Source organism: Pelosinus propionicus DSM 13327 (assembly GCF_900114615.1).
Taxonomy (GTDB): domain Bacteria; phylum Bacillota; class Negativicutes; order DSM-13327; family DSM-13327; genus Pelosinus; species Pelosinus propionicus.
Genome location: NZ_FOTS01000019.1, coordinates 1 through 22,106 on the forward strand (window position 1 = coordinate 1; position 22,106 = coordinate 22,106).

The 22,106-nt window shown below is 35.5% G+C and carries 28 protein-coding genes; 2 read left to right on the forward strand and 26 right to left on the reverse strand.

The window, feature by feature from the left end; genetic code table 11:
• Positions 1-90: 90 nt before the first annotated feature.
• The 4 genes from BMZ99_RS11630 to BMZ99_RS11645 form a co-directional block, all read right to left on the reverse strand.
• Complete coding sequence (locus tag BMZ99_RS11630) at positions 91-1,371, reverse strand: FAD-dependent oxidoreductase (protein WP_090937050.1); 1,281 nt, start codon at positions 1,369-1,371, stop codon at positions 91-93.
• A gap of 147 nt (positions 1,372-1,518) precedes the next feature.
• On the reverse strand, positions 1,519-2,055 hold the full coding sequence (locus BMZ99_RS11635) for a spore maturation protein (protein WP_090937052.1): 537 nt from the start codon (positions 2,053-2,055) through the stop codon (positions 1,519-1,521).
• A 5-nt stretch (positions 2,056-2,060) separates the two neighbouring features.
• Entirely contained in the window at positions 2,061-2,654 is a 594-nt protein-coding gene (locus tag BMZ99_RS11640) for a nucleoside recognition domain-containing protein (RefSeq protein ID WP_090937055.1), read from the reverse strand.
• 95 nt (positions 2,655-2,749) lie between these two features.
• Positions 2,750-3,898 carry a D-alanyl-D-alanine carboxypeptidase family protein gene (locus BMZ99_RS11645; RefSeq protein WP_090937057.1) on the reverse strand — a complete coding sequence of 383 codons (1,149 nt, stop codon included), beginning with the start codon at positions 3,896-3,898 and terminating at the stop codon, positions 2,750-2,752.
• A 197-nt stretch (positions 3,899-4,095) separates the two neighbouring features.
• Between BMZ99_RS11645 and BMZ99_RS11650 the strand changes: the two genes are divergently transcribed.
• Positions 4,096-4,284: a rubrerythrin family protein gene (locus BMZ99_RS11650; RefSeq protein WP_090937059.1), complete on the forward strand. Its 189-nt coding sequence runs from the start codon at positions 4,096-4,098 to the stop codon at positions 4,282-4,284.
• 106 nt (positions 4,285-4,390) lie between these two features.
• On the opposite strand, the gene ytfJ is transcribed toward BMZ99_RS11650, so the two are convergent.
• The 6 genes from ytfJ to BMZ99_RS11680 form a co-directional block, all read right to left on the reverse strand.
• Positions 4,391-4,837 carry a GerW family sporulation protein gene (ytfJ, locus tag BMZ99_RS11655; RefSeq protein ID WP_090937063.1) on the reverse strand — a complete coding sequence of 149 codons (447 nt, stop codon included), beginning with the start codon at positions 4,835-4,837 and terminating at the stop codon, positions 4,391-4,393.
• Positions 4,838-4,854: 17 nt separating this feature from the next.
• Complete coding sequence (locus BMZ99_RS11660; protein WP_090937066.1) at positions 4,855-5,505, reverse strand: DUF2953 domain-containing protein; 651 nt, start codon at positions 5,503-5,505, stop codon at positions 4,855-4,857.
• 99 nt (positions 5,506-5,604) lie between these two features.
• Positions 5,605-6,120, reverse strand: a complete 516-nt coding sequence (gene scpB, locus BMZ99_RS11665; protein WP_090937069.1) for an SMC-Scp complex subunit ScpB — start codon at positions 6,118-6,120, stop codon at positions 5,605-5,607.
• A gap of 8 nt (positions 6,121-6,128) precedes the next feature.
• Positions 6,129-6,836 (reverse strand): segregation and condensation protein A, encoded by a 708-nt coding sequence (locus BMZ99_RS11670; RefSeq protein ID WP_090937072.1) that lies wholly within the window; start codon positions 6,834-6,836, stop codon positions 6,129-6,131.
• 2 nt (positions 6,837-6,838) lie between these two features.
• On the reverse strand, positions 6,839-7,828 hold the full coding sequence (gene trpS / locus BMZ99_RS11675; protein WP_090937075.1) for a tryptophan--tRNA ligase: 990 nt from the start codon (positions 7,826-7,828) through the stop codon (positions 6,839-6,841).
• 18 nt (positions 7,829-7,846) lie between these two features.
• On the reverse strand, positions 7,847-8,467 hold the full coding sequence (locus BMZ99_RS11680) for a site-2 protease family protein (protein WP_090937078.1): 621 nt from the start codon (positions 8,465-8,467) through the stop codon (positions 7,847-7,849).
• A gap of 229 nt (positions 8,468-8,696) precedes the next feature.
• Between BMZ99_RS11680 and BMZ99_RS11685 the strand changes: the two genes are divergently transcribed.
• Positions 8,697-9,440, forward strand: coding sequence for a DUF4363 family protein (locus BMZ99_RS11685; protein WP_090937081.1), 744 nt, complete (start codon positions 8,697-8,699; stop codon positions 9,438-9,440).
• Positions 9,441-9,466: 26 nt separating this feature from the next.
• On the opposite strand, the gene BMZ99_RS11690 is transcribed toward BMZ99_RS11685, so the two are convergent.
• From BMZ99_RS11690 to spoIIM, 16 genes are all read right to left on the reverse strand, one after another.
• Complete coding sequence (locus BMZ99_RS11690; protein WP_090937083.1) at positions 9,467-10,960, reverse strand: spore germination protein; 1,494 nt, start codon at positions 10,958-10,960, stop codon at positions 9,467-9,469.
• Positions 10,938-11,534 (reverse strand): stage V sporulation protein AE, encoded by a 597-nt coding sequence (locus BMZ99_RS11695; RefSeq protein ID WP_090937086.1) that lies wholly within the window; start codon positions 11,532-11,534, stop codon positions 10,938-10,940. Before BMZ99_RS11695 ends, BMZ99_RS11690 begins: the two co-directional genes overlap by 23 nt.
• Before the next feature lie 10 nt (positions 11,535-11,544).
• Positions 11,545-12,156: a hypothetical protein gene (locus BMZ99_RS11700; protein ID WP_245754938.1), complete on the reverse strand. Its 612-nt coding sequence runs from the start codon at positions 12,154-12,156 to the stop codon at positions 11,545-11,547.
• A 37-nt stretch (positions 12,157-12,193) separates the two neighbouring features.
• Positions 12,194-12,586 carry a hypothetical protein gene (locus tag BMZ99_RS11705; protein WP_090937093.1) on the reverse strand — a complete coding sequence of 131 codons (393 nt, stop codon included), beginning with the start codon at positions 12,584-12,586 and terminating at the stop codon, positions 12,194-12,196.
• Positions 12,586-12,933, reverse strand: a complete 348-nt coding sequence (spoVAE, locus tag BMZ99_RS11710) for a stage V sporulation protein AE (RefSeq protein WP_090937096.1) — start codon at positions 12,931-12,933, stop codon at positions 12,586-12,588. The genes BMZ99_RS11705 and spoVAE overlap by 1 nt, the downstream gene beginning before the upstream one ends.
• Positions 12,934-13,102: 169 nt before the next feature.
• Positions 13,103-14,110, reverse strand: a complete 1,008-nt coding sequence (gene spoVAD, locus BMZ99_RS11715; protein ID WP_090937099.1) for a stage V sporulation protein AD — start codon at positions 14,108-14,110, stop codon at positions 13,103-13,105.
• Positions 14,111-14,122: 12 nt separating this feature from the next.
• Positions 14,123-14,641: a stage V sporulation protein AC gene (gene spoVAC, locus BMZ99_RS11720; protein WP_245754939.1), complete on the reverse strand. Its 519-nt coding sequence runs from the start codon at positions 14,639-14,641 to the stop codon at positions 14,123-14,125.
• Positions 14,642-14,755: 114 nt separating this feature from the next.
• The gene (locus tag BMZ99_RS11725; protein ID WP_007934091.1) at positions 14,756-14,956 is read right to left on the reverse strand and encodes a dodecin family protein; all 201 of its coding nucleotides are present in this window, start codon (positions 14,954-14,956) and stop codon (positions 14,756-14,758) included.
• Positions 14,957-15,285: 329 nt separating this feature from the next.
• Complete coding sequence (sigF, locus tag BMZ99_RS11730) at positions 15,286-16,017, reverse strand: RNA polymerase sporulation sigma factor SigF (protein ID WP_090937102.1); 732 nt, start codon at positions 16,015-16,017, stop codon at positions 15,286-15,288.
• A 10-nt stretch (positions 16,018-16,027) separates the two neighbouring features.
• Positions 16,028-16,459 (reverse strand): anti-sigma F factor, encoded by a 432-nt coding sequence (gene spoIIAB, locus BMZ99_RS11735; protein ID WP_090937105.1) that lies wholly within the window; start codon positions 16,457-16,459, stop codon positions 16,028-16,030.
• A 10-nt stretch (positions 16,460-16,469) separates the two neighbouring features.
• A complete protein-coding gene (gene spoIIAA, locus BMZ99_RS11740) occupies positions 16,470-16,805 on the reverse strand; it encodes an anti-sigma F factor antagonist (protein ID WP_090937108.1) in 336 nt (111 codons plus the stop codon).
• A gap of 112 nt (positions 16,806-16,917) precedes the next feature.
• Positions 16,918-18,090 (reverse strand): D-alanyl-D-alanine carboxypeptidase family protein, encoded by a 1,173-nt coding sequence (locus BMZ99_RS11745; RefSeq protein WP_090937111.1) that lies wholly within the window; start codon positions 18,088-18,090, stop codon positions 16,918-16,920.
• A gap of 111 nt (positions 18,091-18,201) precedes the next feature.
• Positions 18,202-19,527, reverse strand: coding sequence for a pyrimidine-nucleoside phosphorylase (locus BMZ99_RS11750; protein ID WP_090937114.1), 1,326 nt, complete (start codon positions 19,525-19,527; stop codon positions 18,202-18,204).
• Positions 19,528-19,668: 141 nt separating this feature from the next.
• The gene (locus BMZ99_RS27370) at positions 19,669-19,794 is read right to left on the reverse strand and encodes a hypothetical protein (RefSeq protein WP_281246789.1); all 126 of its coding nucleotides are present in this window, start codon (positions 19,792-19,794) and stop codon (positions 19,669-19,671) included.
• Positions 19,795-19,867: 73 nt separating this feature from the next.
• Positions 19,868-20,755 carry a site-specific tyrosine recombinase XerD gene (gene xerD / locus BMZ99_RS11755; protein ID WP_007934077.1) on the reverse strand — a complete coding sequence of 296 codons (888 nt, stop codon included), beginning with the start codon at positions 20,753-20,755 and terminating at the stop codon, positions 19,868-19,870.
• A gap of 515 nt (positions 20,756-21,270) precedes the next feature.
• Positions 21,271-21,912 carry a stage II sporulation protein M gene (gene spoIIM / locus BMZ99_RS11765; RefSeq protein ID WP_090937119.1) on the reverse strand — a complete coding sequence of 214 codons (642 nt, stop codon included), beginning with the start codon at positions 21,910-21,912 and terminating at the stop codon, positions 21,271-21,273.
• Positions 21,913-22,106: the final 194 nt, after the last annotated feature.

Sequence of the window (22,106 nt, forward strand, 5' to 3'; positions counted from 1 at the left end):
GCTTGAAGAAGAGGCTTGTTTAGTGCACCCATTTTTTGCGGATTACTTACAAAACTTATTTTTTATGGGCTTGACATATTACCAGATTGCTTATACTAGGCAAACACTATAAATGTCTTTAAAGCCCGCCTGAGTGACTCTTTCATGTATCTCATTTCGATTAGTAGAATATAAACCTAATGTTTTCATTCTCTCAAAATATACAGATCCAGAAAAGGTATAACGTATACTTAATCCTGCCTCTAATTTCATCTGCTCATGTACAAAAGCAATAAAATCACCTGAGGCTATTGAGGTTGGCAATTCTAAATATTTCATATCTAAGCAGTGTCGAACTGCATTATTTCCTGCAAGTAAGCCTGTTACTACTGCTTCTGTATGCCCTACAAGTATTGCTGATTTTTCACCGCAGCAAAATAGATTGTCCAAACCCTCAACCTTCAATGAATTCGTACATGGAGCAATCCCTAAATATCGTACAGAATTTCCCATACTACCAGCATAAGGGTCTTCATAGCGTGCTTTTTCTAAGCCCGGAATACTTCTTAAATCTTCTAATGGAAAGTATGGTGTCATTAACTTGGCATGCCCAGTATCTAAAAGTACTAAATTAACCGCATATTCATTCAAAGCATATTGAGTACAAGCCTTTTTCCCTAATGAACTACTTTTCTGCAATCTTTCTGGTAACGGTAATACTACTACACCATCACGATCTAAAGAGTCTCTGATTTCGATACTAAGGGACTCTTTACATAATTTACATGACCCACTCATTGCACCAAAAGATCCATCTGATTTCCTTCCCATTAGTTCCTTTATTTCTGCCTTAGCCGTAACGCTAACTCGAGGACCAAATGATGGGCAACGCATTACGCACATAGCGCATCCATTGCCATAAGTAAGACAATTTCCCATAGATCCCGCAGTACCAGTTGCATCTACAAATACATCACCCTTTATTTCAATCCCACCATCTATAATTAATGTATGTATTCTTTTTCCATGCTTTAGCACATCAACTACTCGCGTATTTGTTTTAATTTCGATTCCATAATTTTGCAGAATTTTTTTTACTAAAGGTTCCATCGTTGTTACATCGTAAGTGGAAGCATGATTATGGCCAGGAAATGAAATACCTTTATGTCTTGCATTTGCATCCATGGCAACAAAAATATCCCCGCCCCCCATTGCAATAGCTTCTTCTGCTGCAGTATGCCTTCCATTATTGCGAAATATACCTCCTACTAAACCAGTGCCCAGTAGTGAATCAGTGCGCTCTAATAACAGTACTTGTGCCCCAGCTTTCGATGCTGATAGCGCTGCGGCACAACCTGCCCAACCCCCTCCAACCACGACCACTTTTAGCATAAACATCCCTCCATATCATTCTGCTATCACACTACAGTCTATTCTCACTCTTACTAAGTGACACTCGATAGATAAATAAAAATAGGTGATTATAAAATCACCTATCTAATATCACTATATTGGTAGTAAGAATACTTTTTAGAAGAATTAATTAAATAATTTTGTGCAGATGTAGATAGATCCTACAAAACCAATTAAATCACCTAATAAACCAACAAATACCGAATAGCGGGGTTTCGTTATACCAATAGCCCCAAAATATACTGTTAAAATATAAAAAGTTGTATCTGTACTACCTAAGATAGTGGAAGCAATACGTCCAAGCATAGAATCTGGTCCATGAGTGTTTAATATTTCCGTGGTTATCCCTAAAGCTCCTGTACCTGATAAAGGGCGCATAATTCCTAATGGAATCAATTCTGCTGGTATTCCGTAAAGCTCTAATATCGGCTCTAGAACACCTACCCATACATCCATTGCTCCAGATAAGCGGAAGATGTTTATCGCAATCATCATTGCCACCAAAAATGGCATAATACGAATGGCAGTATGAAATCCTTCAGACGCTCCTTCGACAAAAGCTTCGTATACTTTAACACGACGAAAATAGCCAACGATAGGAACCAGAAGTAAAATGATAGGTATTACCCAAAGAGATAATTGTTCAGTAAGTAAGTTAAACACATTGTTTACCTCCTTACACGAAGCTGACAATATATACGACAAAGACGATCTGCGATAATCACACTTATTGTAGCACCTAAACTGACAATTAAGGTTGCGCCAACAATTTCCGCAGGGTTGATTGATCCAGCAGCTGAACGAATTGCAATAATAGTCGCAGGTACTAATGTAAATCCAGCTGTACATAACGCTAGCAGTGTACACATTGCATCAGAGGCTTTTTCTTTCTCTCTATTAATGCTTTGCAACTCTTGCATTGCTTTTATACCAAGGGGAGTTACTGCATTTCCTAATCCTAACATATTTGCGCTAAGGACCATGATGATTGCCCCCATAGCAGGATGCTTTTTAGGTACACTAGGAAATAAGAAACAAATTAGTGGACTTAACATTCTTGAAAAAAATCGTATAATACCTGCTAATTCAGCAATTTTCATTATTCCTAACCATAGGCACATAACTCCGATTAACTTAAAGGACAGGATTACGGCTCCTTCAGCAGCGCTAATCGCTCCTTGGGTTACCACTTCTATGCGACCCTGCCAACCGGCATAGAGTATACCCGTCACCATTAAAAATAACCAGATTAGATTAATCATATACACACCCCCTATGAGGGTATGTTGCATCTATTATCGCTAGAACAAATACATACTGCGTTTTAAAAAGAAAAAGTGAGAACTCAGTCTCACTTTTAAGCAAAATTTTTAAGAAAAAAGTTTACAATATTCCAAGCTGATGCAACCAATGTACCAAAAAAAGATTTTCGTTCAATACTCTCTTCTGCTACTAAATCAACCACAGCAACCTCAGTATTATTATAGAAAACTCTCGCTACGCCCAGTTTCTGTCCTTTGGTTATTGGTGCTTCTAAGATTGTTGGAGCATCAATAATTGTACTGAATTCATCTTTATCATTTTCTGAAACTGGAAGGATGATGCTTGTATTTGCAACTAATTTCAAAAGTTCAGATTTCCCATTTGCTATTCTTGTAGTTTTTAATATGTCACCTTGAGTAAATAGCGTTTTTGGTTTTAGTTGACTAAATGCAAAATCTAACAGAGTTTTGGAATCATCCCACATGGTTTCACTATCTAAAACTACCGCAATAAGTTGTATATTATCGCGTTTTGCACCTGAGACTAAACAACGGCCAGCGGCATCTGTATAACCTGTTTTTACACCATTGCCCCCTTCATAGAACCAGAGCATTTTATTTTCGTTATACAAATCTCGAATATCGCCCTTGACAGTGGGAGGAAGAATTTTATGTTCTGTACTCACAATTTGGGTAAACAATGGATTTTTGTAACCATATGCCGCAATTCTAGCTAAATCATGGGCAGTGGTGTAATGGTTTATATCAGGTAAACCACTAGAGTTAGTAAAATTGGTATCCTTAGCACCAATCGCATGTGCTTTTTCGGTCATTAATTCGGCAAATTTCTTTACACTTCCCGATACATGCTCAGCAACAGCTACAGTAGCATCGTTACCAGAGATAAGCATAATGCCATATAATAGATCGGTCATTGTCATCTGCTCTCCTTGTGTTAACCACAAAGAGGAGCCTTCTGTACTCGAAGCATTCTGACTTACAGTAATAACATCATCAAGGTTACCATGTTCTAGAGCTACAATCAAGCTCATCATTTTAGTTGTGCTCGCAGGATAACGCCGTTCTTCAGCTGCTTTACTGTAGATAACTTTCCCTGTAGCAGCATCCATTACAATCGCTGATTTCGCTGTGACATTTGGATAATTGGTCGCTGCAAAAACCGTATTTGTTGTTATAAAAAGCATTAAAACAACTATTGATATACCAATCTTCTTTTTAATCATGACTAATTATCCCTTTCTTAGGTGTGCTGGTTTTATAACAATACTTTTATATTATAACGATCTTCTGACAACTCGTCAAAATAAAGATACATTATTACAAGCTGTATCGGAAATAATATTACCTAGGGAGCATAGAAAACGTAGCATCAGGCTATGTTTTGCTTCTCATTATATTAAATATTAGGAGGTGAAGATGTATGGAATCACTAGATATAGCAACAACTTTGCGTAATACATTAACACACAAACAAGAGTTAGTACGAGATTATCAAAGTTTTGCGAAACAAATCAACAACGCTAACATCTCTAAAATGTACAGTCATTTTGCTGAAGCAGAAGCATTGCAAGCTACTCAAATAAAAGAACAATTAGACCAATTAAATTAAGTCGATATTACATTATATGTAAAAAGCCGCACAATTATGTGCGGCTTTTTACATATCAAGTAAATAGAGTACTTTCTTTTAGATAGCATCTCTATTATTTTAACAACTAGTGACTCTGAGTTTCAGCTGTTTTTGCCAGCTCATCCATATCATCACTTTGATCTTTTTTACTACCATCTAACATATCTTGAAGTTTACTTAGCACTTTAGGTACTAAATCTATTATTCTATCGTAAATTAAATTTCCCTCTACTGGCATGAAACGAACACCATGGACAGGCGAACATACTAAAAAACCTACGGGTTTGACACTCACACCTGCACCGCTGCCGCCACCAAAAGCATAATTCTTTTTGGACTGATCTTGAAGTATTTCATCAGGTTCGCAATTGCCTCCGCCTGCAGCAAAGCCGAAGGATACTCGAGAAATGGGCAGGATCACAGTACCATCAGGAGTTTCAACTGCATCTCCAACAATTGTATTTACATCTACCATATCTTTAATACTTTCCATAGCAGTTTTCATTAAACCTTGAATTGGATGGTCAGACACTTTCTATTTCCCCTTTACTATTTAATATTATATATACTTCTGAATGCTTTTATAACATTGCCAAGTCTTATACTGAATATACATTGAAACTCTATCTCAAGCTGGTCAGAACCAAAAAATGGATTGACCTCAATATCTAATGTACCAATGGAAAAAATTTTTCTCTTTAAGTGATTCGTTAACAATGTTTTAAAAAACCATAATACTCCGACGAAAGTACCTGTCAAAGCTGCATCTTCTGATCCAAATTTCGTTCTCCAACATAGTTTTTCACAAACTACCAATTTTAATAATTCTTCAATTATTTTACAGTAGTGTTTTGTATAATGATGAAACTTTTGAATAGTATGTCTTATTTTTTGAGGATGCTCCTTAACTAGCTGATCAGTTTTTTTTATCCTTTTTTCATCTCGAAGGGGATCGAGCTTTTCCTGAGAGACTGCAGTCCTTACGGTGGATTCCAACTTATACTCGCCTGATTTTTCTACAACTCTAAGTATAGGAACTTGCATCGTATAGAAGATTAACTTTTTCAATGCATAAACATTTACTGCTACATAATCGTTCTCGTTATTTCGTTTATATTCTACTTCTATATAAATTTTGCTCAAAGAAATTAGAAAAATGATTATTAACGTTGCTACGATAAACGTTAATCCAAATTCCATATTGCTGCCTCTTTTATTATTTATTCCTCTTACTATATTTTATTGTTAGCCTAATGCCCTTAATCTATGCAAAAAAAAAAGCAGCCCTAAGGCTGCATGTCATGGGAGAAGTTCAGCTAAAGGAGGTAAGTCCTGCAGACCATTCAGACCAAAACATTTTAAGAAATTTTCAGTTGTTCCATATAAAATTGGTCGCCCAATCGTCTCTTTTCGTCCAATTTCCTTAATCATTTGTCGTTCATTTAGTGTAGTAAGAACTCGATCAATTTTCACACCACGAATATTTTCAATTTCAATCTTTGTAATTGGCTGCTTAAAAGCAATAATCGATAATGTTTCCATGGCAGCAGCAGACAATTTATTATCCTGAACTTGTCCTAATTTTTCTAAAGTTGTTGATAAGTCAGGTTTAGTACATAACTGATAACCTGCAGCAACTTTTATAACAGTCAGTCCCCTATGCTCTGCAGCCATATCCTCAATCAGTTCCTCCATTAATGATAGAATATGATCTTCAGGTATCTCTAGGATTTGTGCTATTTTATGTATCGTAATTGGGTCACCGCTAACAAAAAGTAAAGCTTCTATGTGTTTCTTATACTTTAAATAAAACATTTTGCTATTCACTCTTTCAATGTAATATAAATCGTCGAAAACCGTTGTTGCTGAGAAACGAGCACTCTTTGCAATTTAACTAATTCTAATAATGCTAAGAAAGCCGCTATTACTTCAGATTTGGTGCCCTTGCGAATTAATGTCTGATGAAACTCAATAGTACCTTTATATTTATATAATAGATGAATAATATCATACATCTTATCTTGAATACTAAATTCTTCACGAGACACCAATTCGTAATCATCAATACTACTTTCCCATACGGCTGCAAAAGCTACTACTAAATCATTAATATTTAATCCCAATGGCAATGGAATTTTTATAGGAAATTCTTCTGGTAAACGAGTAAAAAAATGTTCTCTTTGCTTTAGCATCTCATCCATTACCATCGACATATCTTTAAATCTTCGATACTCTAAGAGCCTGTCAACTAATTCTTGACGAGGATCTTCTTCCTCTAGTAATTCTACAATTTGAGAAGGACGCGGTAACAACATGCGGGATTTTATCTGCAATAAAGTTGCTGCCATAAGTAAGAATTCACTAGCAATATCAATATTAAACTCCTCTAATGCTTTAAGATAGGTTAAATATTGTTCCGTTACCACTGCAATTGGTATATCATAGATATCAATTTGATTTTTTTCGATTAGGTGCATTAACAAATCCATTGGGCCTTCAAAAATTTCTAGTTTAATTTTATAATCTGTCATAACTAAGCAAGATTCATAGCTTGACGAACTTCGTCCATTGTCTTGGCTGCAACGGTTCTTGCTCTTTCACTGCCAAATACCAAAATTTCTTTAACCCGCCCTGGATTTTTCTCTAGTTCCTGACGTCGTATATGTATGTCTGCTAAGTTACTAACCATCTTCTCTGCTAAGCATTTCTTGCAATCGACGCAGCCAATAGTTGCCTGACGACAGGACTGAGAAATTTCACTAGAATGTTCTGCATTAAAGATTTTATGAAATGTATATACTGTACATACATCAGGATTTCCTAAATCTGTACGTTTTACGCGATTTGGATCCGTTATCATAAGACGAATTCTGGCTCGAAGTTCATCTGGACTTGCGGCAAAAGGGATCTCATTTCCATAAGATTTGCTCATTTTTCTGCCATCAATACCAGGTAATATAGCAGATTTACTTAAACTTGGTTTTGGTTCAGGAAATATAGGTTGGTAAAGATTATTAAACCGTCTAACAATTTCCCTTGATAATTCTAAATGTGGAAGTTGATCCTCCCCCACAGGGATAGTATCAGCTTTATATAAAATAATGTCAGCTGTCATTAACTCTGGATATCCTAAAAATCCATAAGTATTAATATCTTTGCCTTGAGTTCCTAATTGCTGCAATTTATCTTTATAGGTTGGTACACGCTCCAGCCAAGATAAAGGGGTCATCATTGACAGTAATAAATGTAACTCTGCATGTTCTTTAACGTGAGACTGTACAAAAATAACGTTCTTTTCAGGATCTAAACCTGCACTTAACCAATCTAATGCCATTTCATGAATACGTTCTGGAATTTTGCTAGTATCTTCATAAGAAGATGTAAGTGCATGCCAATCTACTATACTAAAAAAGCATTCATACTCATGCTGTAGTTTTACCCAATTTTCCAAGGCCCCCATATAATTTCCTAAATGAAATTTACCTGATGGCTGCATGCCGCTAAAAATTCGTCCTTTGGTCATTTTTAAATTTCCTCCTGATTAAAGAATTATCTTCACAATTTGATTAATAAAAAAACTAATAGCATTATAAAAAGGTGTTATAAAAACGTGAATTACATTAAGATAAACTAAAGCCAATAAAATAAAAGGCGCATACGGTTCAATTTTTTCTAACATGTATGCTTGACGTGCTGGCAATATATTCATTAAAACCTTGGAACCATCTAAGGGAGGCAATGGGATCATATTAAATACTGCAAAGATTATATTGTAACTGTATGTGAAATTGAGTACCATAGCTAATCCAGTGGATAATAGCTGCATCTTAGCTAAGATAGCATAAAGAATTGCTGCCATCAAGGCCATAATTACATTTGAAACTGGTCCTGCTATAGCAACTAATAAGGTTCCCTTTCGCCAATTATCAAAATTGTTAGGGTTTATCGGTACAGGCTTAGCCCAACCAAACTTAAATAACCATAACATAATTAAACCAAAAGGATCAAGATGAGAAATTGGATTTAGTGTTAATCGTCCCATCATTTTAGGAGTATTATCTCCCATCCAAACCGCAACTCTGGCATGAGCATATTCATGAATGGTTAATGCAATAAGCAATGCTGGAATTCTAAATATCATATTTTCATCAAAACCAAACACTTGTGTTCCTCCTTAACCTAATATCACTGACTATAAAACTGCAAATTGTAACCTCATTATACTAGAAAATTTTAGCTAAAGCAAAATATTAACCAACTGAAGAAGTTTTAACTAGATTGTATTTAAGTTTCTTGCGTCATTATATTAAAAAGTGAAGTGGTGTTTTATTATATTTCTAGAATAAATAAGATGTTACCAGCAGATGCTATTATCAAAAGGAGGAACTACATTGACATATTCAAAGTATTCAATTTTGAAGTTAGTTAGTATTATTGGTCTCACCTTCTTAGTAAGTGGTTGTAATATGTTTACTCCACTAAAAAAACCTGAAATAGGGCCTGCTGGCAGTCCTGTGGAAACAAAACCCAATCCACCTATCAGTCAACGATTTGAATCACCACCTAAAGAACTCTATGATTTGGAGGCTGCTGCTGGTGTAATTTTCCAAGGAATCAATAAAAAAGACTGGGTACAAGCAGAGCGCGGTATTGCGACATTACAAACCTTATGGCCGAAAATTAGGGATTTAACTGGCAATAAGAAAGGAATTAAAGATGCCGATGAAGCACTTGCAACATTAGAAACAGATATCAATAAACAGAGTAATAGCGCTTCTTATGAAAGTCTTATTAAATTTATGGCAAGTATTAGTGATGTAGGAAAATCATATAAATTATCACCCTTGTCAGATATTGTTGCGATTGGTAATACGATCCGAAATGTTAGCTTTTATGTACAAGAAAAAAACTGGGATAAAGCAAAAGCCAAAACGAAAGAACTAGAAGGAGCTTGGGGGCAGGCTAAACCGAGCATGGAAAAAGTCGGCATACTTGGTGAGATAACAAAAACTCATTCAGCTGTCAAACAATTGAAAGATGCTGTTGAAGCAGAAAATAAAGGAGCAGCCGAAGAACAAATAGCCAATATTAATGAAAGTATGGGGTTCATTAGAGAGTACTACCATGGTAAATAATAAATCCTCGCAAATGCGAGGATTTATTATTTACCATTTTTATTTTGTTCATCGTTATTGTCTAAGCGGTCTTTATCTTGTGGTTTTAACGCAGCAGGACGTAATATTTTGCTTGGTAAAGGCAACCGTAATAATACATCTTTCATACCCCCAAGATTAAAAGGAAGTAGAGGCCACAAATAAGGAATACCAAAAGATTTTGTAGAAGCCATAACAATTAAGATACTAGCTAAACCAATTAATAAGCCTGGCAATTTAAAAAAGATAACCAATAGTAATAATATCGCTCGGAAAAAACGTATTGCCATAGCAAATTCTATACTTGGTGTTGCGAAGGCACCTACAGCTGCTACAGCAGTGTAAAAGATGATTTCGTTACCAAATAACCCTACTTTAGTAGCAAATTCTCCGATCATAAAAGCACCTATAAAACCAAGAGCTGTAGACTGAGCTGATGGTACATGTACAGTAGCCATACGCACTAATTCTACCCCTAGTTCTGCTAAAATAAATTGAAATCCAAGAGGAATAATTCCTGGATCTTGAGGACCAAGGAAAGCCAAGGATTCAGGCAGTAAATGACGCTGCAATACCAATGCCAGCCATAATGGTGGCAACAATAAAGATAAAAAAACTCCTAGTAATCGCACCATTCGAAGATAGGAACCAATAACTACATGTTGATGAAACTCTTCTACGTGCTGTACATGATGCCAAAATGTGGTAGGTAAGATCATAATATTGGGTGAAGTGTCAATCACCAAACAGACATGACCTTCTAGTAAATGAACAGCTGCTACATCTGGACGCTCTGTATATCGTACTTTAGGTAGAGGATTCCATTTGCTTCCACCTACAATAAATTCTTCGATTGCTTTTTCTGCCATGGGTATGCCATCAATATTAATATTATTTAGCCGTTCTTTCACGATGTCAACTAATTTAGGATCCGTTACATCTTTAATATATGCAACTGCAATGTCACCTTGTGAGCGCGTTCCTATCTTAACAATTTCAAAACGCAATTGCGGATCACGCAAACGTCTTCGAATTAATGCTGTGTTAAAAACTAATGTTTCAACAAAGGAATCCCTTGAACCTCTTGTCACTTTTTCAATTGTGGATTCACTAGGCATTCTTGCGGGATATGAACGAGCGTCAATAATGATAATTTCTTCTTCGCCATCTACTAAAAATAATAATTCTCCCGATAATAAGCTCGTAACTGCATCATTCATGTTGCCCATTAATTTTACTTGTGAATGAGTCACTCTAGTATAAAATAGTTTCTGCAACGTATTAATTGTTAGTTCATCAGGGTGTAAGGTCAGCATATCCTGAAAAACATTCGTCAGTAGTACATCATTTGTCATTGCATTAATCGAAAAAGATGCTGCACGTTTGCGCCCTATTTTATATTCACGAAAAATGATATCAAAACTTTCTCCGACCCCTAAAAAATCTTTTAAATAATTAATATTGTCATCGATATCTTTTTCAATTTTCTGTTGTTCTTCCATATTCTATACCACTCCGTTTTAAGATCTCTTCAATTGCTTTACGTGTGATTGGAGCACCCCGCCCAATATCATCTGCTCTGTCCATTTTTCCAATATCTCCGACTCCGACAATAAAGGGTATATCTACATGATTTAGGACATCTACTGTATCACCAGTAATAATAGACTTTTTTTCATGTGACTTTTTGCATACACCATTTTTATCGACAGAATGATTTACAATATCACCACTACTAGTTATGCATTCATCAGCTGCAATTCCAGCTATACCCGTAGTATTGGATGCAACAGCAACTGCACCTAATACTTCAATATCAGGGTGAGAAGCAACATATTCCATTGCAACTTCTCCGTTGCCTTTGTGACGGCTTCCACGATCATCAAACATAACAAGTACAGGATCATGATGAACAGTTTTTAGTAATTTTACTATTTCTTTTCCACTAATTGGAGTAGGATTACCACCTGATGCTGAAATACAACGAAGACCTAAGGATATAGCAATATCCTCCACTACGTGTTGTGCAACTCTATCGCCATCTGTAATTAAGATTACCCTTATTTTTTCAGACAATATTTTCACCTCATGATTTCTTAATATTTTCTTTGCTTAATAAATGGCTAATATTCGTCGCCACCTTTTCGCTTTTACTAATGACTTCTTTAAGTTTTTGCAAACTAGTTTCTAGTTCGTTAGCCAATTCATATTGTGTTTGAGCTAATACCTGACTAACAGTCTGAACAGCCATAGAATCTTGTTGCTGCTGCTTCATATCAGACTTTTTAGTGTCATTATTCTGTGGCTTTGAAGAATTGTCCTCACTATCACTTTTGCCTTGCAACATTGTACTTACCAATGTTTTTAACTCTTTTAATAATTCTTTATCCCCTTGTTCACTGCCGCCTTGTAACGGTTGTTCAGATGCTTTTGCCTGAACGAGCCTTTTACTTGAAGAGTCATCTGAGTTCTTTTCAGTAGCAAAAGAACTATCTTTATTTGAACCTTTCATTTGTTCTAAGTTGCTATTTAGCTTTTCTAATAGTGAAATAATTTCTTTATTATCATCACTATCTGCTTTAGTTTGAGCTTGAATAAACCCTTGAGCCATATCAGCAATTAAGTTTTTTGAATCATTATGATTCGAAGAATCATCATCTTTTATCGGCCGCTCCTCATTTGTCCGTCCGTAATGCATAGAACGTCGCGCAGTTCTTCTCTCCATCTTTTGCACCTCACACAAAAATCTTCCATAAACTAATCAAACCTGCTAAAACACATAAACGAAAATTTACTACTGCAAAAGGATGCTTAAGAGCACTCAGCGGATTTAATAAGCGAGATGTGGGTTCAAAAGCAATACCTCCTGCAAGAGAGCTTGCAATAAAATTGGCTAAAGATCCGCTAAATAGCAACAAAGTCCCTATCAGACTTGAATTATAATTACTAACTGCCATTGTGCTGAAAGCGCCAGCTGCTATAATGGTATCGATTTGTCCATTGAAAACAACTGCCATTACAATTTCCCCTAATTCATGAAGACTAATCGCAAGTAGGACATGATGGGGGTAACGTATGCCAATTAGAACCGTTGTGGCTACTATGCCAATAAAATCGACAATTAACATTAGCCGCCCTTACCTTTAGGATTAAATAATACTGACATAAAAAAACCAAAAACTACGGCAGCCATGATTCCAGTTGCTGTTGCTTTTAAAGCACCACTGAAGATTCCTAGAAAACCAAAGCTATTAATATCTTCGATTGTTCCTGTAACTAAAGCATGACCAAAGCCTAATAAAGGAACTGTTGCCCCAGCACCAGCAATATCTACTAAAGGCTGATAGAGCCCTATACCGCTTAGTATTCCCCCTAATACTACAAATAAAACTAAAACATGAGCAGGAGTCAAGGGAGTTAGATCCATTAGTAATTGTCCAATCACGCATAAACCTCCCCCGACAATAAATACCATTATATACAAAGACGTGATAATCTCCTCCTTTTTACATACTCTTCCAAAAACATTCTATGAAATTATAAACAAGCAAAAAGTAAGCAGAACTAGCAAGTTAAAGCACAAGATCAGAGTGTTAGTTCTGCTATTCTTGCCATCTTGAACTTCGGAGAGAATACTAAGAATTTTAGGGCATTTCTATTGATACAGCATGGGCAATACAGGGAATCGATTCTTTTTGTTGATAAGAGGTTGTGCTATGTAAACTACCTGTCCCCAAGAAAAGTATTTTTTTCAATTTATCCTGTAGTATTTTTTTATAAATGTACCCACATAATACGATTGCGGAGCTAGCGCACCCACTAGCACCAGCATGAGCATCTTGATTCTCCTTATATACCATACAGCCACAATCTTGATAGTTAGTGGAAATATCTAAACCTTTTTCTTGCAGCAACTGTATGACCAAATCTCTTCCTACACTTCCTAGATCTCCAGTAAAGATCATGTCATAATACGCTGGCGTTCTACCAATATCCTGAAGATGTTGCCATATCGTATCAACTGCAGCTGGTGCCATAGCTGGTCCCATTGCGTTCGGATCTTTTATACCATAATCAACGATCTTACCAATTGTTCCTGTAGTAATACGAGGACCACTCCCCGTTTTGGAAATAACTACTGCTCCTGATCCTGTTACAGTCCATTGAGCTCCAGGTGGCCGTTGTACACCCATTTCATTAGGAAAACGATATTGTCTCTCAGCAGCATCATGATGGCTAGAAGCAGCTGCTACAATTTTATTAAAAAATCCTCCATCTAGTAATATAGCACTTAATAGCATGCCTTCTACCATAGTAGAGCATGCTCCATATAATCCTAAAAATGGTCTTTTTAAATTTTTCATTGCAAAATGAGTACTCATCAACTGATTCAATAAATCACCAGCAAAGACACAGTCAACTTCCTCCATTGTGCTATTTTCTTTTTCTATTGCTCTTTTTATGGCATATTCCATCAAGTATGATTCGCATTGTTCCCAACTAGCCAAACCATTTAGGTTATCCGGCATAATATAATCAAAGTATCCTTGTAATAGCCCTTTTCCTTCCATAGGGCCAACAATATTTGCTGTGCTTGTTATGATTGGAGGATTTGTAAAAACAACACTTTGCATACCTTGCTTTTTATTCATTTAATCTGCCTCCTATTGTCTGACCCAATAGATTAAGCCAATTATAAATGCAGTTACCATTCCATAAACTAATACTGGTCCGGCAATAACAAACATTTTAGCTCCAACACCAAATACATAGCCTTCACGTTTAAACTCCATAGCTGGCGCTACAATAGAGTTTGCAAATCCGGTTATAGGAACAATTGAACCTGCTCCAGCTCGCTTTCCTAAGTCATCATAAACACCAATCCCTGTGAAGAATGCTCCCAAAAAGACTAATACAGCTGTCGCACAAGCAGATGCTTCTTTTTTAGCTAAACCTAGCCCCGAAAAGTAATCTGTAACGAATTGACCTAAAGAACAGATTAATCCACCAACGATAAAGGCCCAGCAGAGATTCTTAAGTAACGGGGGTTTGGGTGTAACATTATCTACCTTACTTTGATATTTTTGTTGCTGCATTTTTTCTTTATTATCTTGTTGTTTATTTTTCTTTTCATTAGGCATATTGTCACCCTTTGCAAAATTATAATCACTTAAGCAATACATATCGTAGCCTTTTCTTATTTTGACCACTCAAATCTGAAATATGCATTTTTCCAAAAGAAAACTTTATTCATGAAAAAGAGCACCACACAGGGTACTCTTTTTTACGGTCATAGTCTAATGATTCACTTTAAATGCAACTTTTACATCAGCTTTGTATTCTGCAATATGTCCATTGTCGATATTAGCAGTAAAGTTAGTTACTTCGACGCCTAGTATATCATCAATCGATCTAGAAGCTTCCATTACCGCATTGTCTACCGCATCTGTCCAGTTATGGCTAGATGTGCCAACTAACTCAATTACTTTTACAACCATGCCATTACCTCCTTGATTTATAATAGGATTCTCCAATAGTTTGTACATAACAATTGGTATTATACTCATCGAGTAGCAACTACTTCATACTTTTCAATAGAAATTTTATCAATTATGTTGAATGAAAAGACTCTATTTTATTTAAATGAAAAACTTGCTTTGCTCCCATTGGCGATCGTTGGGGAAAGTTACTATAAAGAAATAGCCAAGTAAATATGCTGCTACTCAGAGCAACAATTACAGCCCAAATAATATATTTTCTCTTGTCAGACATAAATTCCACCTCTTTATCTTATTATGCCTATTTTATAAAAAAATAAGACCTCTTTTTATGAGGTCTGCAGAAATTCTTTCATGAGTTTTAAAGCTTGTTTTTCAATTCTAGATATTTGTACTTGGGATAATCCAATTATTTGGGCTACTTCTGCTTGGGTTTTATCAGCAAAGAAACGTAAATGAATTACAAGACGCTCTTTTTCTGGTAGACGTAATACAATTTCCTTTAATGCTAATTTTTCAAAGTAGGCGCTATCTTCTTCCTCACAATACTTCATTTGATCCAACAGTAATATTGGGTCACCATCATCATGAAAGACATTAGCATATAAGGATGTCGGTGTCTGGATTGCTTCTAAAGCAGCCACGACCTCTTGTGGTGCCAGGCTCAGCTCCTTTGCAATTTCCGTTATGGTTGGATCTCGTCCAAGTACTCCTTGTAATCTTTCCTGAGTGCGGTGTACCTTATATGCTAATTCTTTTACTGGGCGGCTAACTTTCACTGGATTATCATCTCGGATAAATCGTCGGATTTCCCCAATAATCATTGGCACTGCATAAGTTGAAAATTTAACACTAAATTTTGTGTCAAAACGTTCAATTGCTTTGACCAAGCCGATACAGCCTAATTGAAATAAATCGTCCCATTCATAACCTCGATTTGTAAAACGATGCACCACACTTCGTACCAAATTGATATTATTCTCTAAAATATATTCCTTAGCAATTTGATCACCAGCTTGTGCTTTATATAATAAATTTTTAATTTCTTCATCTTCAAGCATGGTATCCCACCTAATGCTCTGTCTTAAGCAAAGTTTTTTTCACCATTCTAACCAGTGTTCCTTTATTAACTTCAGACTCAATATAAAGTTCATCCATGAAAGATTCCATAAAAGCAAATCCCAGGCCCATACGTTCCGGATCACTAGAATAGGACGGCTGACGTGCTAATGCAATATCAGCGATACCTTTGCCATGATCTATAATAACATATTCTAATTTGTCCTCATATAAAGTCATCTTGATTTGAATTTCCCCATCTTGGTATTCATATCCATGTATGACAGCATTGGAAACGGCTTCTGATACAGCGACCTTTATTTCTTCGATTTCATTTAAAGTAAAATCCACCTGAGCTGCAAAAGCAGCAGTACTCACCCTGGCAATACCAACGTTTTCGCTAAGACTTCGAATACTCATAGTAATCTGATTTTTTATTGCCATGATGCCCTCCTCATAAACATTCTAGTGCTTCTTTTTCAGAATGGTATAGTTTAATAATTTTCAAAAGTCCAGATAATTCGAAAATCTGTAATACTTGCGGCTGAATCTGAGTGGCAGACATAATACCACCTAAACCGCTAATTTTTTTGTAACGTCCTAATAAAACGCCCAAACCAGAACTATCAATAAAATTTACTGCTTCTAAATTAAACAAAACGTGTTTTACCCCGCTCAATTCTAATGCATGATCTACAGTTTCTCTAAACTCATTAGCTACATGCATATCTAACTCGCCTTCGACTTGTACTAATAAAACACCTCGTTTCAATGAAGTGACTATATTCAATATATTTTCCTCCTCTTTTTGACTCTGTTACTAATATTCTTCAATAGGAAATATTTTCCTGCCTAAAAATAAAAAAAGCGGAATATTTTCCGCTTTTTATTTTTAATCTGAATTATGTTATAGAAAATAAATTACTAAACATATTTTGTAATGTTTTAATCAAACTTGCTTTTTCAACACTTTTTTCTGCCACTAAATCTACTTTACCAATTTCTTTACCATCTCGCAATACTAATAATTCCCCACATTTTTGCCCCTGTACAATTGGAGCTGATATAGCCGAATCAGCAACTACTTGTTTTTGTAAATTCTTATTTTCCCCTTTGCTTAATAATAATGTTAAATCTTCAGCAGCTACTAATTGGAGTTCCTTTTCCATTCCTTTACTTACTTTTACTCGTTCCACTACTGCACCTGAGTTGATAATTGGCATTGCTGCAAAATTTGAAAATCCCCAATCTAGTAACTTCATACTCTCTCTTAAATGTGATCTTGGATCAGGTGTAGCAAAAACTACAGAAATCAATCGTAATCCATCACGTTTCGCTGTACCGGCAAAACAATATTGAGCTTCTTGCGTCCAGCCTGTCTTTAATCCGTCTGCACCTTTATACCACCATAATAATTTGTTGGTATTAACCAACCAATTTTTTCCATCGCGCAACCAATACTCTTTGATACTACATAACTCCATATAGAAAGGATGCTTTACTGCTTCTTTAGCAATCAATGCTGTATCAAAGGCACTCATATAATGATCTGGGGTTGGCAAGCCATTTACATTTGCAAAATGAGTATCTTTCAGTCCTAAAGCAGTACTGCGCTGATTCATAGCTTCTACAGCAGCTGCTTGACTACCAAAAATGTGTTCCATAACAGCAACAGCAGCATCATTAGCACTAACTACAGCCATGGCAATCATTAATTCATGCAAAGTCATTTGTTCACCAGGTTCTAACCATATTTGTGATCCACCTTGATGCCAGGCATTTTCCGTGATTGTTACTTGGTCTGTTAAATTCACCCTTCCTTGCTCAACAGCTTCTACTGCTAATAACAGCGTCATTGATTTTGTCACACTTGCTGGAGGTAAACGCTTATGTGAATCTTTTTCAAATAATACAGTCCCATTACCATCCATTAAAACAGCTGATTGCGCAATTGTTTCTAACCCTGTAACTGATAATTTCTTGTCAGCTGCTTGTAAAATAGGATTACAAGTACTTAATAACACCAATAGGCACATAAGAATCATTACTATTTTAGAGTGGATGCATCGAAACATATTTAAAACACTCCTTTCATCTTTTTTTTAGCTTCTCCAAGATAAAAAGCAATTACACTGGAAAATAAAAAAAGACTAGTTGAACTAGTCTTTTAGATATTTTAAGTAAACTCATATAGTTTTAAAGCCATCATGATCAACTACGCCTAAAATTAAATTTGTTTTTGGTACTGGTTTATTATTAATTTTTATTGCATCAAGCAATAATGAATGTACTTCTTTAATTTTTGCTTCATTATTGGCATAAATTGTACAAATGATTTGCCCTTTTTCAATACGATCGCCTATGCGTTTTCCCAGCAAGATACCAGCAGATAAATCAATTTCTTGTCCTTTATATTCACGGCCTGCTCCTAATCTCATAGCACAATAGCCAAGTTTTGCAGCATCAATTTTTTGTATGTAGCCTTCTTCAGAGCAGATCACCTTAGTTTCTATTTTTGCTTGTGGCAATGCTTTTGGATTACAGATAACATCAGCATCTCCACCTTGGGCAATTACAAATTCTTTAAATTTATGTAGTGCGGCTTTATTTTTTATTAACCCATTTAATGTTTCATAACCAATTTTTACATCTGATTCAATGCCAGCCATATTCAGCATCTGCGCCCCTAGAAATAAGCATACATGCCTTAACGCTTGCTCACCACGCCCATCTAAGATTGCAATAGCTTCTTCGACTTCCAAGCTATTCCCAATAGCTTGTCCTAATGGTTCTTCCATACTACTTAGCACTGCTCTAGTTTCCCGCCCTACGAGTTGACCAATATGTACCATTGTTTCAGCTAACCTCACGGCATCTTTCATACTTTTCATAAAGGCACCATTGCCAACTTTTACATCCAGTAGAATTTTATCAGCACCAGCAGCAATTTTCTTACTCATGATTGAAGAGGCAATAAGGGGGATACTTTCAATTGTTGCAGTAACATCTCTTAGTGCATATATTTTACCATCAGCTGGTGCAATATCAGCACTTTGTCCAATTATAGCCACATTGTGATTTTGCAAATTATGAATAAATTCATCCGGCTTTAAGGCTGATTTAAATCCAGCAATAGCATCTAATTTATCAATCGTTCCACCTGTAAAACCCAATCCCCGTCCAGACATTTTTGCAACAGGGACTCCAGCGGCAGCCACTAAAGGAGCTAAAACTAAGGTCGTAGTATCGGCAACGCCACCGGTACTATGCTTATCAACTTTAATGCCAGATACAGCACTTAAATCAATCATAGTACCTGACATAGCCATAGCCATCGTTAAGGATGCTGTTTCCTCCATAGTCATTCCTTTAAAAAAGATTGCCATTAGCCATGCTGCCATCTGATAGTCTGGTATTTCATTATTGGTGTAGGCATGGATCAAATACTTAATTTCTAAATCTGTAAGCACAAGGCCATCACGCTTTTTAGTAATGACATCTAATACTCTCATTTAATTTCTCCTCTATTTTCTTGAAAAACAGCGTATAACAGTAAAATAACTCTTACCAAATATTCAAATACTAAATTCATTCATCTGGACAAACAGGAAAAGGGATAGCTAGATATTTGGGCATTGAAAAAAACTTTTACTTCAAAATGAATTTAACGGATCGGTCCCTAATCCTATTTTCCATAGAAATGAATGAATTCCTTCACGGCCAGTAATTGTTACTGACGTATCTGCATCAAAAGTCCTATAGTAAGTTGCACTAAACAAGGCACCAACTCCTACAGTCAATTCCTATAACAATCATCTATTGAACATGATCAAATCATTTGCTTGCCAACTATTATGCACGTGGATGTGTTTTATCATACACTTCTTTTAAACGATTTTTAGTAACATGAGTATAAATTTGTGTAGTGGAAATATCGGCATGGCCAAGCATTTCCTGTACTGATCGTAAATCCGCACCGTTTTCCAATAAATGTGTTGCAAAAGAATGGCGCAGCGTATGAGGAGTAATTGCTTTATTAATATCAGCTTCTTGCGCGTATTTTTTTATAATTTTCCAAAAACCCTGTCTTGTGAGCCGATTGCCATGATGATTGACAAAGAGAGCAGCTTCTTCATATGTACGTATTAATTTTGAACGTCCTTTACCAATATAATCTTGCACACATTTTGCAGCTATAGATCCTAAAGGTACGATTCGCTCTTTTGCACCTTTACCATAACATTTTATATATCCCATGTCTAAATTAACATCTGAAATATTTAACGATATTAACTCCGATACTCGAATACCAGTTGCATATAAGAGTTCTAACATTGCTTTATCCCTTAGACCCGTGGGTAAAAAACCACTCGGTTGTTTAAGAAGTTCTTCAACCTCTGTAATACTAAGGACTTTAGGCAACTTCTTTTCTAGCTTAGGCGATTCAAGATTAGCAGCAGGATCTTTTTCTAAATAGCGCTCACGTACTAAATATTGATAAAAAGATTTTATGGCAGCCAGGTTACGTGAGATTGTTGAAACCGCCCGACCTTTTGATTGAAGACTACTTAAATAACTGAGGATGGTAGTGCGATTTGAGTCCTTCAAAATTTCCATGTTACCGTTTTGTAAATACATTTGGAATTGATGTAAATCACGCCCATATGATTCTAGCGTATTTTGCGCTAAACCTCGTTCAACTGCAAGATAGTTAATAAACTCATTAACATAACCTTCCATTTTTACCACCCTTTTTTTACTTTTGCAATAATACTCACGAAAATCTTTTTTGCTTTCTAAGTTCTTTATTCCACATAATATTTACTTTTCCTGTCTAATATTAACAAAATCCATCTATTGGAATATATTTTTTTGTCAACTCTTGTTACATTGATTTTATGATGTCCTCACTAACCCTCATCGGTTTTTCAATTAGATGTTCTTGTCGTATTTTTTCTTCTGGAGGAATCAGATACCATAAAATACTTAATAACTTAGGTAAAATATAGAAAACTATAATTAATAAAATTATGATTTTAGTATATAATTTACATTTTTTCATTATGTTCTGCCCTGAAAAGTTAATTACCATTTTGCTACCACCTCCTAATTAGCTTAACTTAATATTATGCTTATTCACTATCTATCTGGTTTATTCAACTATAAATAAAATGAGGACTGTAAATTTTACAGTCCTCATTTTATAGAAACTAAACTGCCGATTTACGAATGAGTCTGCTTCTTTCACTCAGCGATTAGTGCTTTGTCAGGAATGTTGCAGCTAATTTCATAAATACTGGTGATATATATACTTCTAATAAAGCAGAAACTAACATGACAGCCAATATCATTATGCAAACCATTGAATATCGCACTGCTTCATACCAGATATTAATCTTATCATAAGTCTTTCGCCGCACCAGCATAAGTGAAAATGTTGTGGCAGATACCCCCAAGACTAGCATAGCTGGAACTGCGAAAAGATTATGGGGTAATATAGAAGCTAAAGCAAACAATAATCCTTTCATAACATACTCATTAATTAAAAATCCTACTGTAAATCCAATAATGAAACCTCGCGTAAATAAAATAAACAATACAAAAGGAATACCAATGATGGTAAATCCTAGTATCCACATCAATATAACGGTTTTCACATTATTAAACATAACCATACCAATCATATTATTAGAAGAGGCATCATCATTTCCTTGAGTTAATCCGTTAAAAAACATATGAAGATAATTAATAAGTTCACCTTTTTGCTCTTCTGGAAGTATTTTCACAGCTAATGCTCCTATTACTATCCCAATGACCAATATAAGGATCATAAAGAAATACGCAACAATATTTGCTTTTAAATAAGCACTAAAATTTTGACGAAAATAAGCTAACATGTAACCGTCCTCCCTGTCTGTTCTGTTATGATATATGATGGGGCAGCAAACTTTATACCATATTTGTCCACCTACTTTGTTGTATTGTTATGCCAATGTTATATAGAAAAAATAATCTTTGTTCCTAATAGCAAAAAAAGACTAAAATTCAGTTAAGTTTAAAAAACTGATTTTTAGTCTTTTTTAAATTTGTA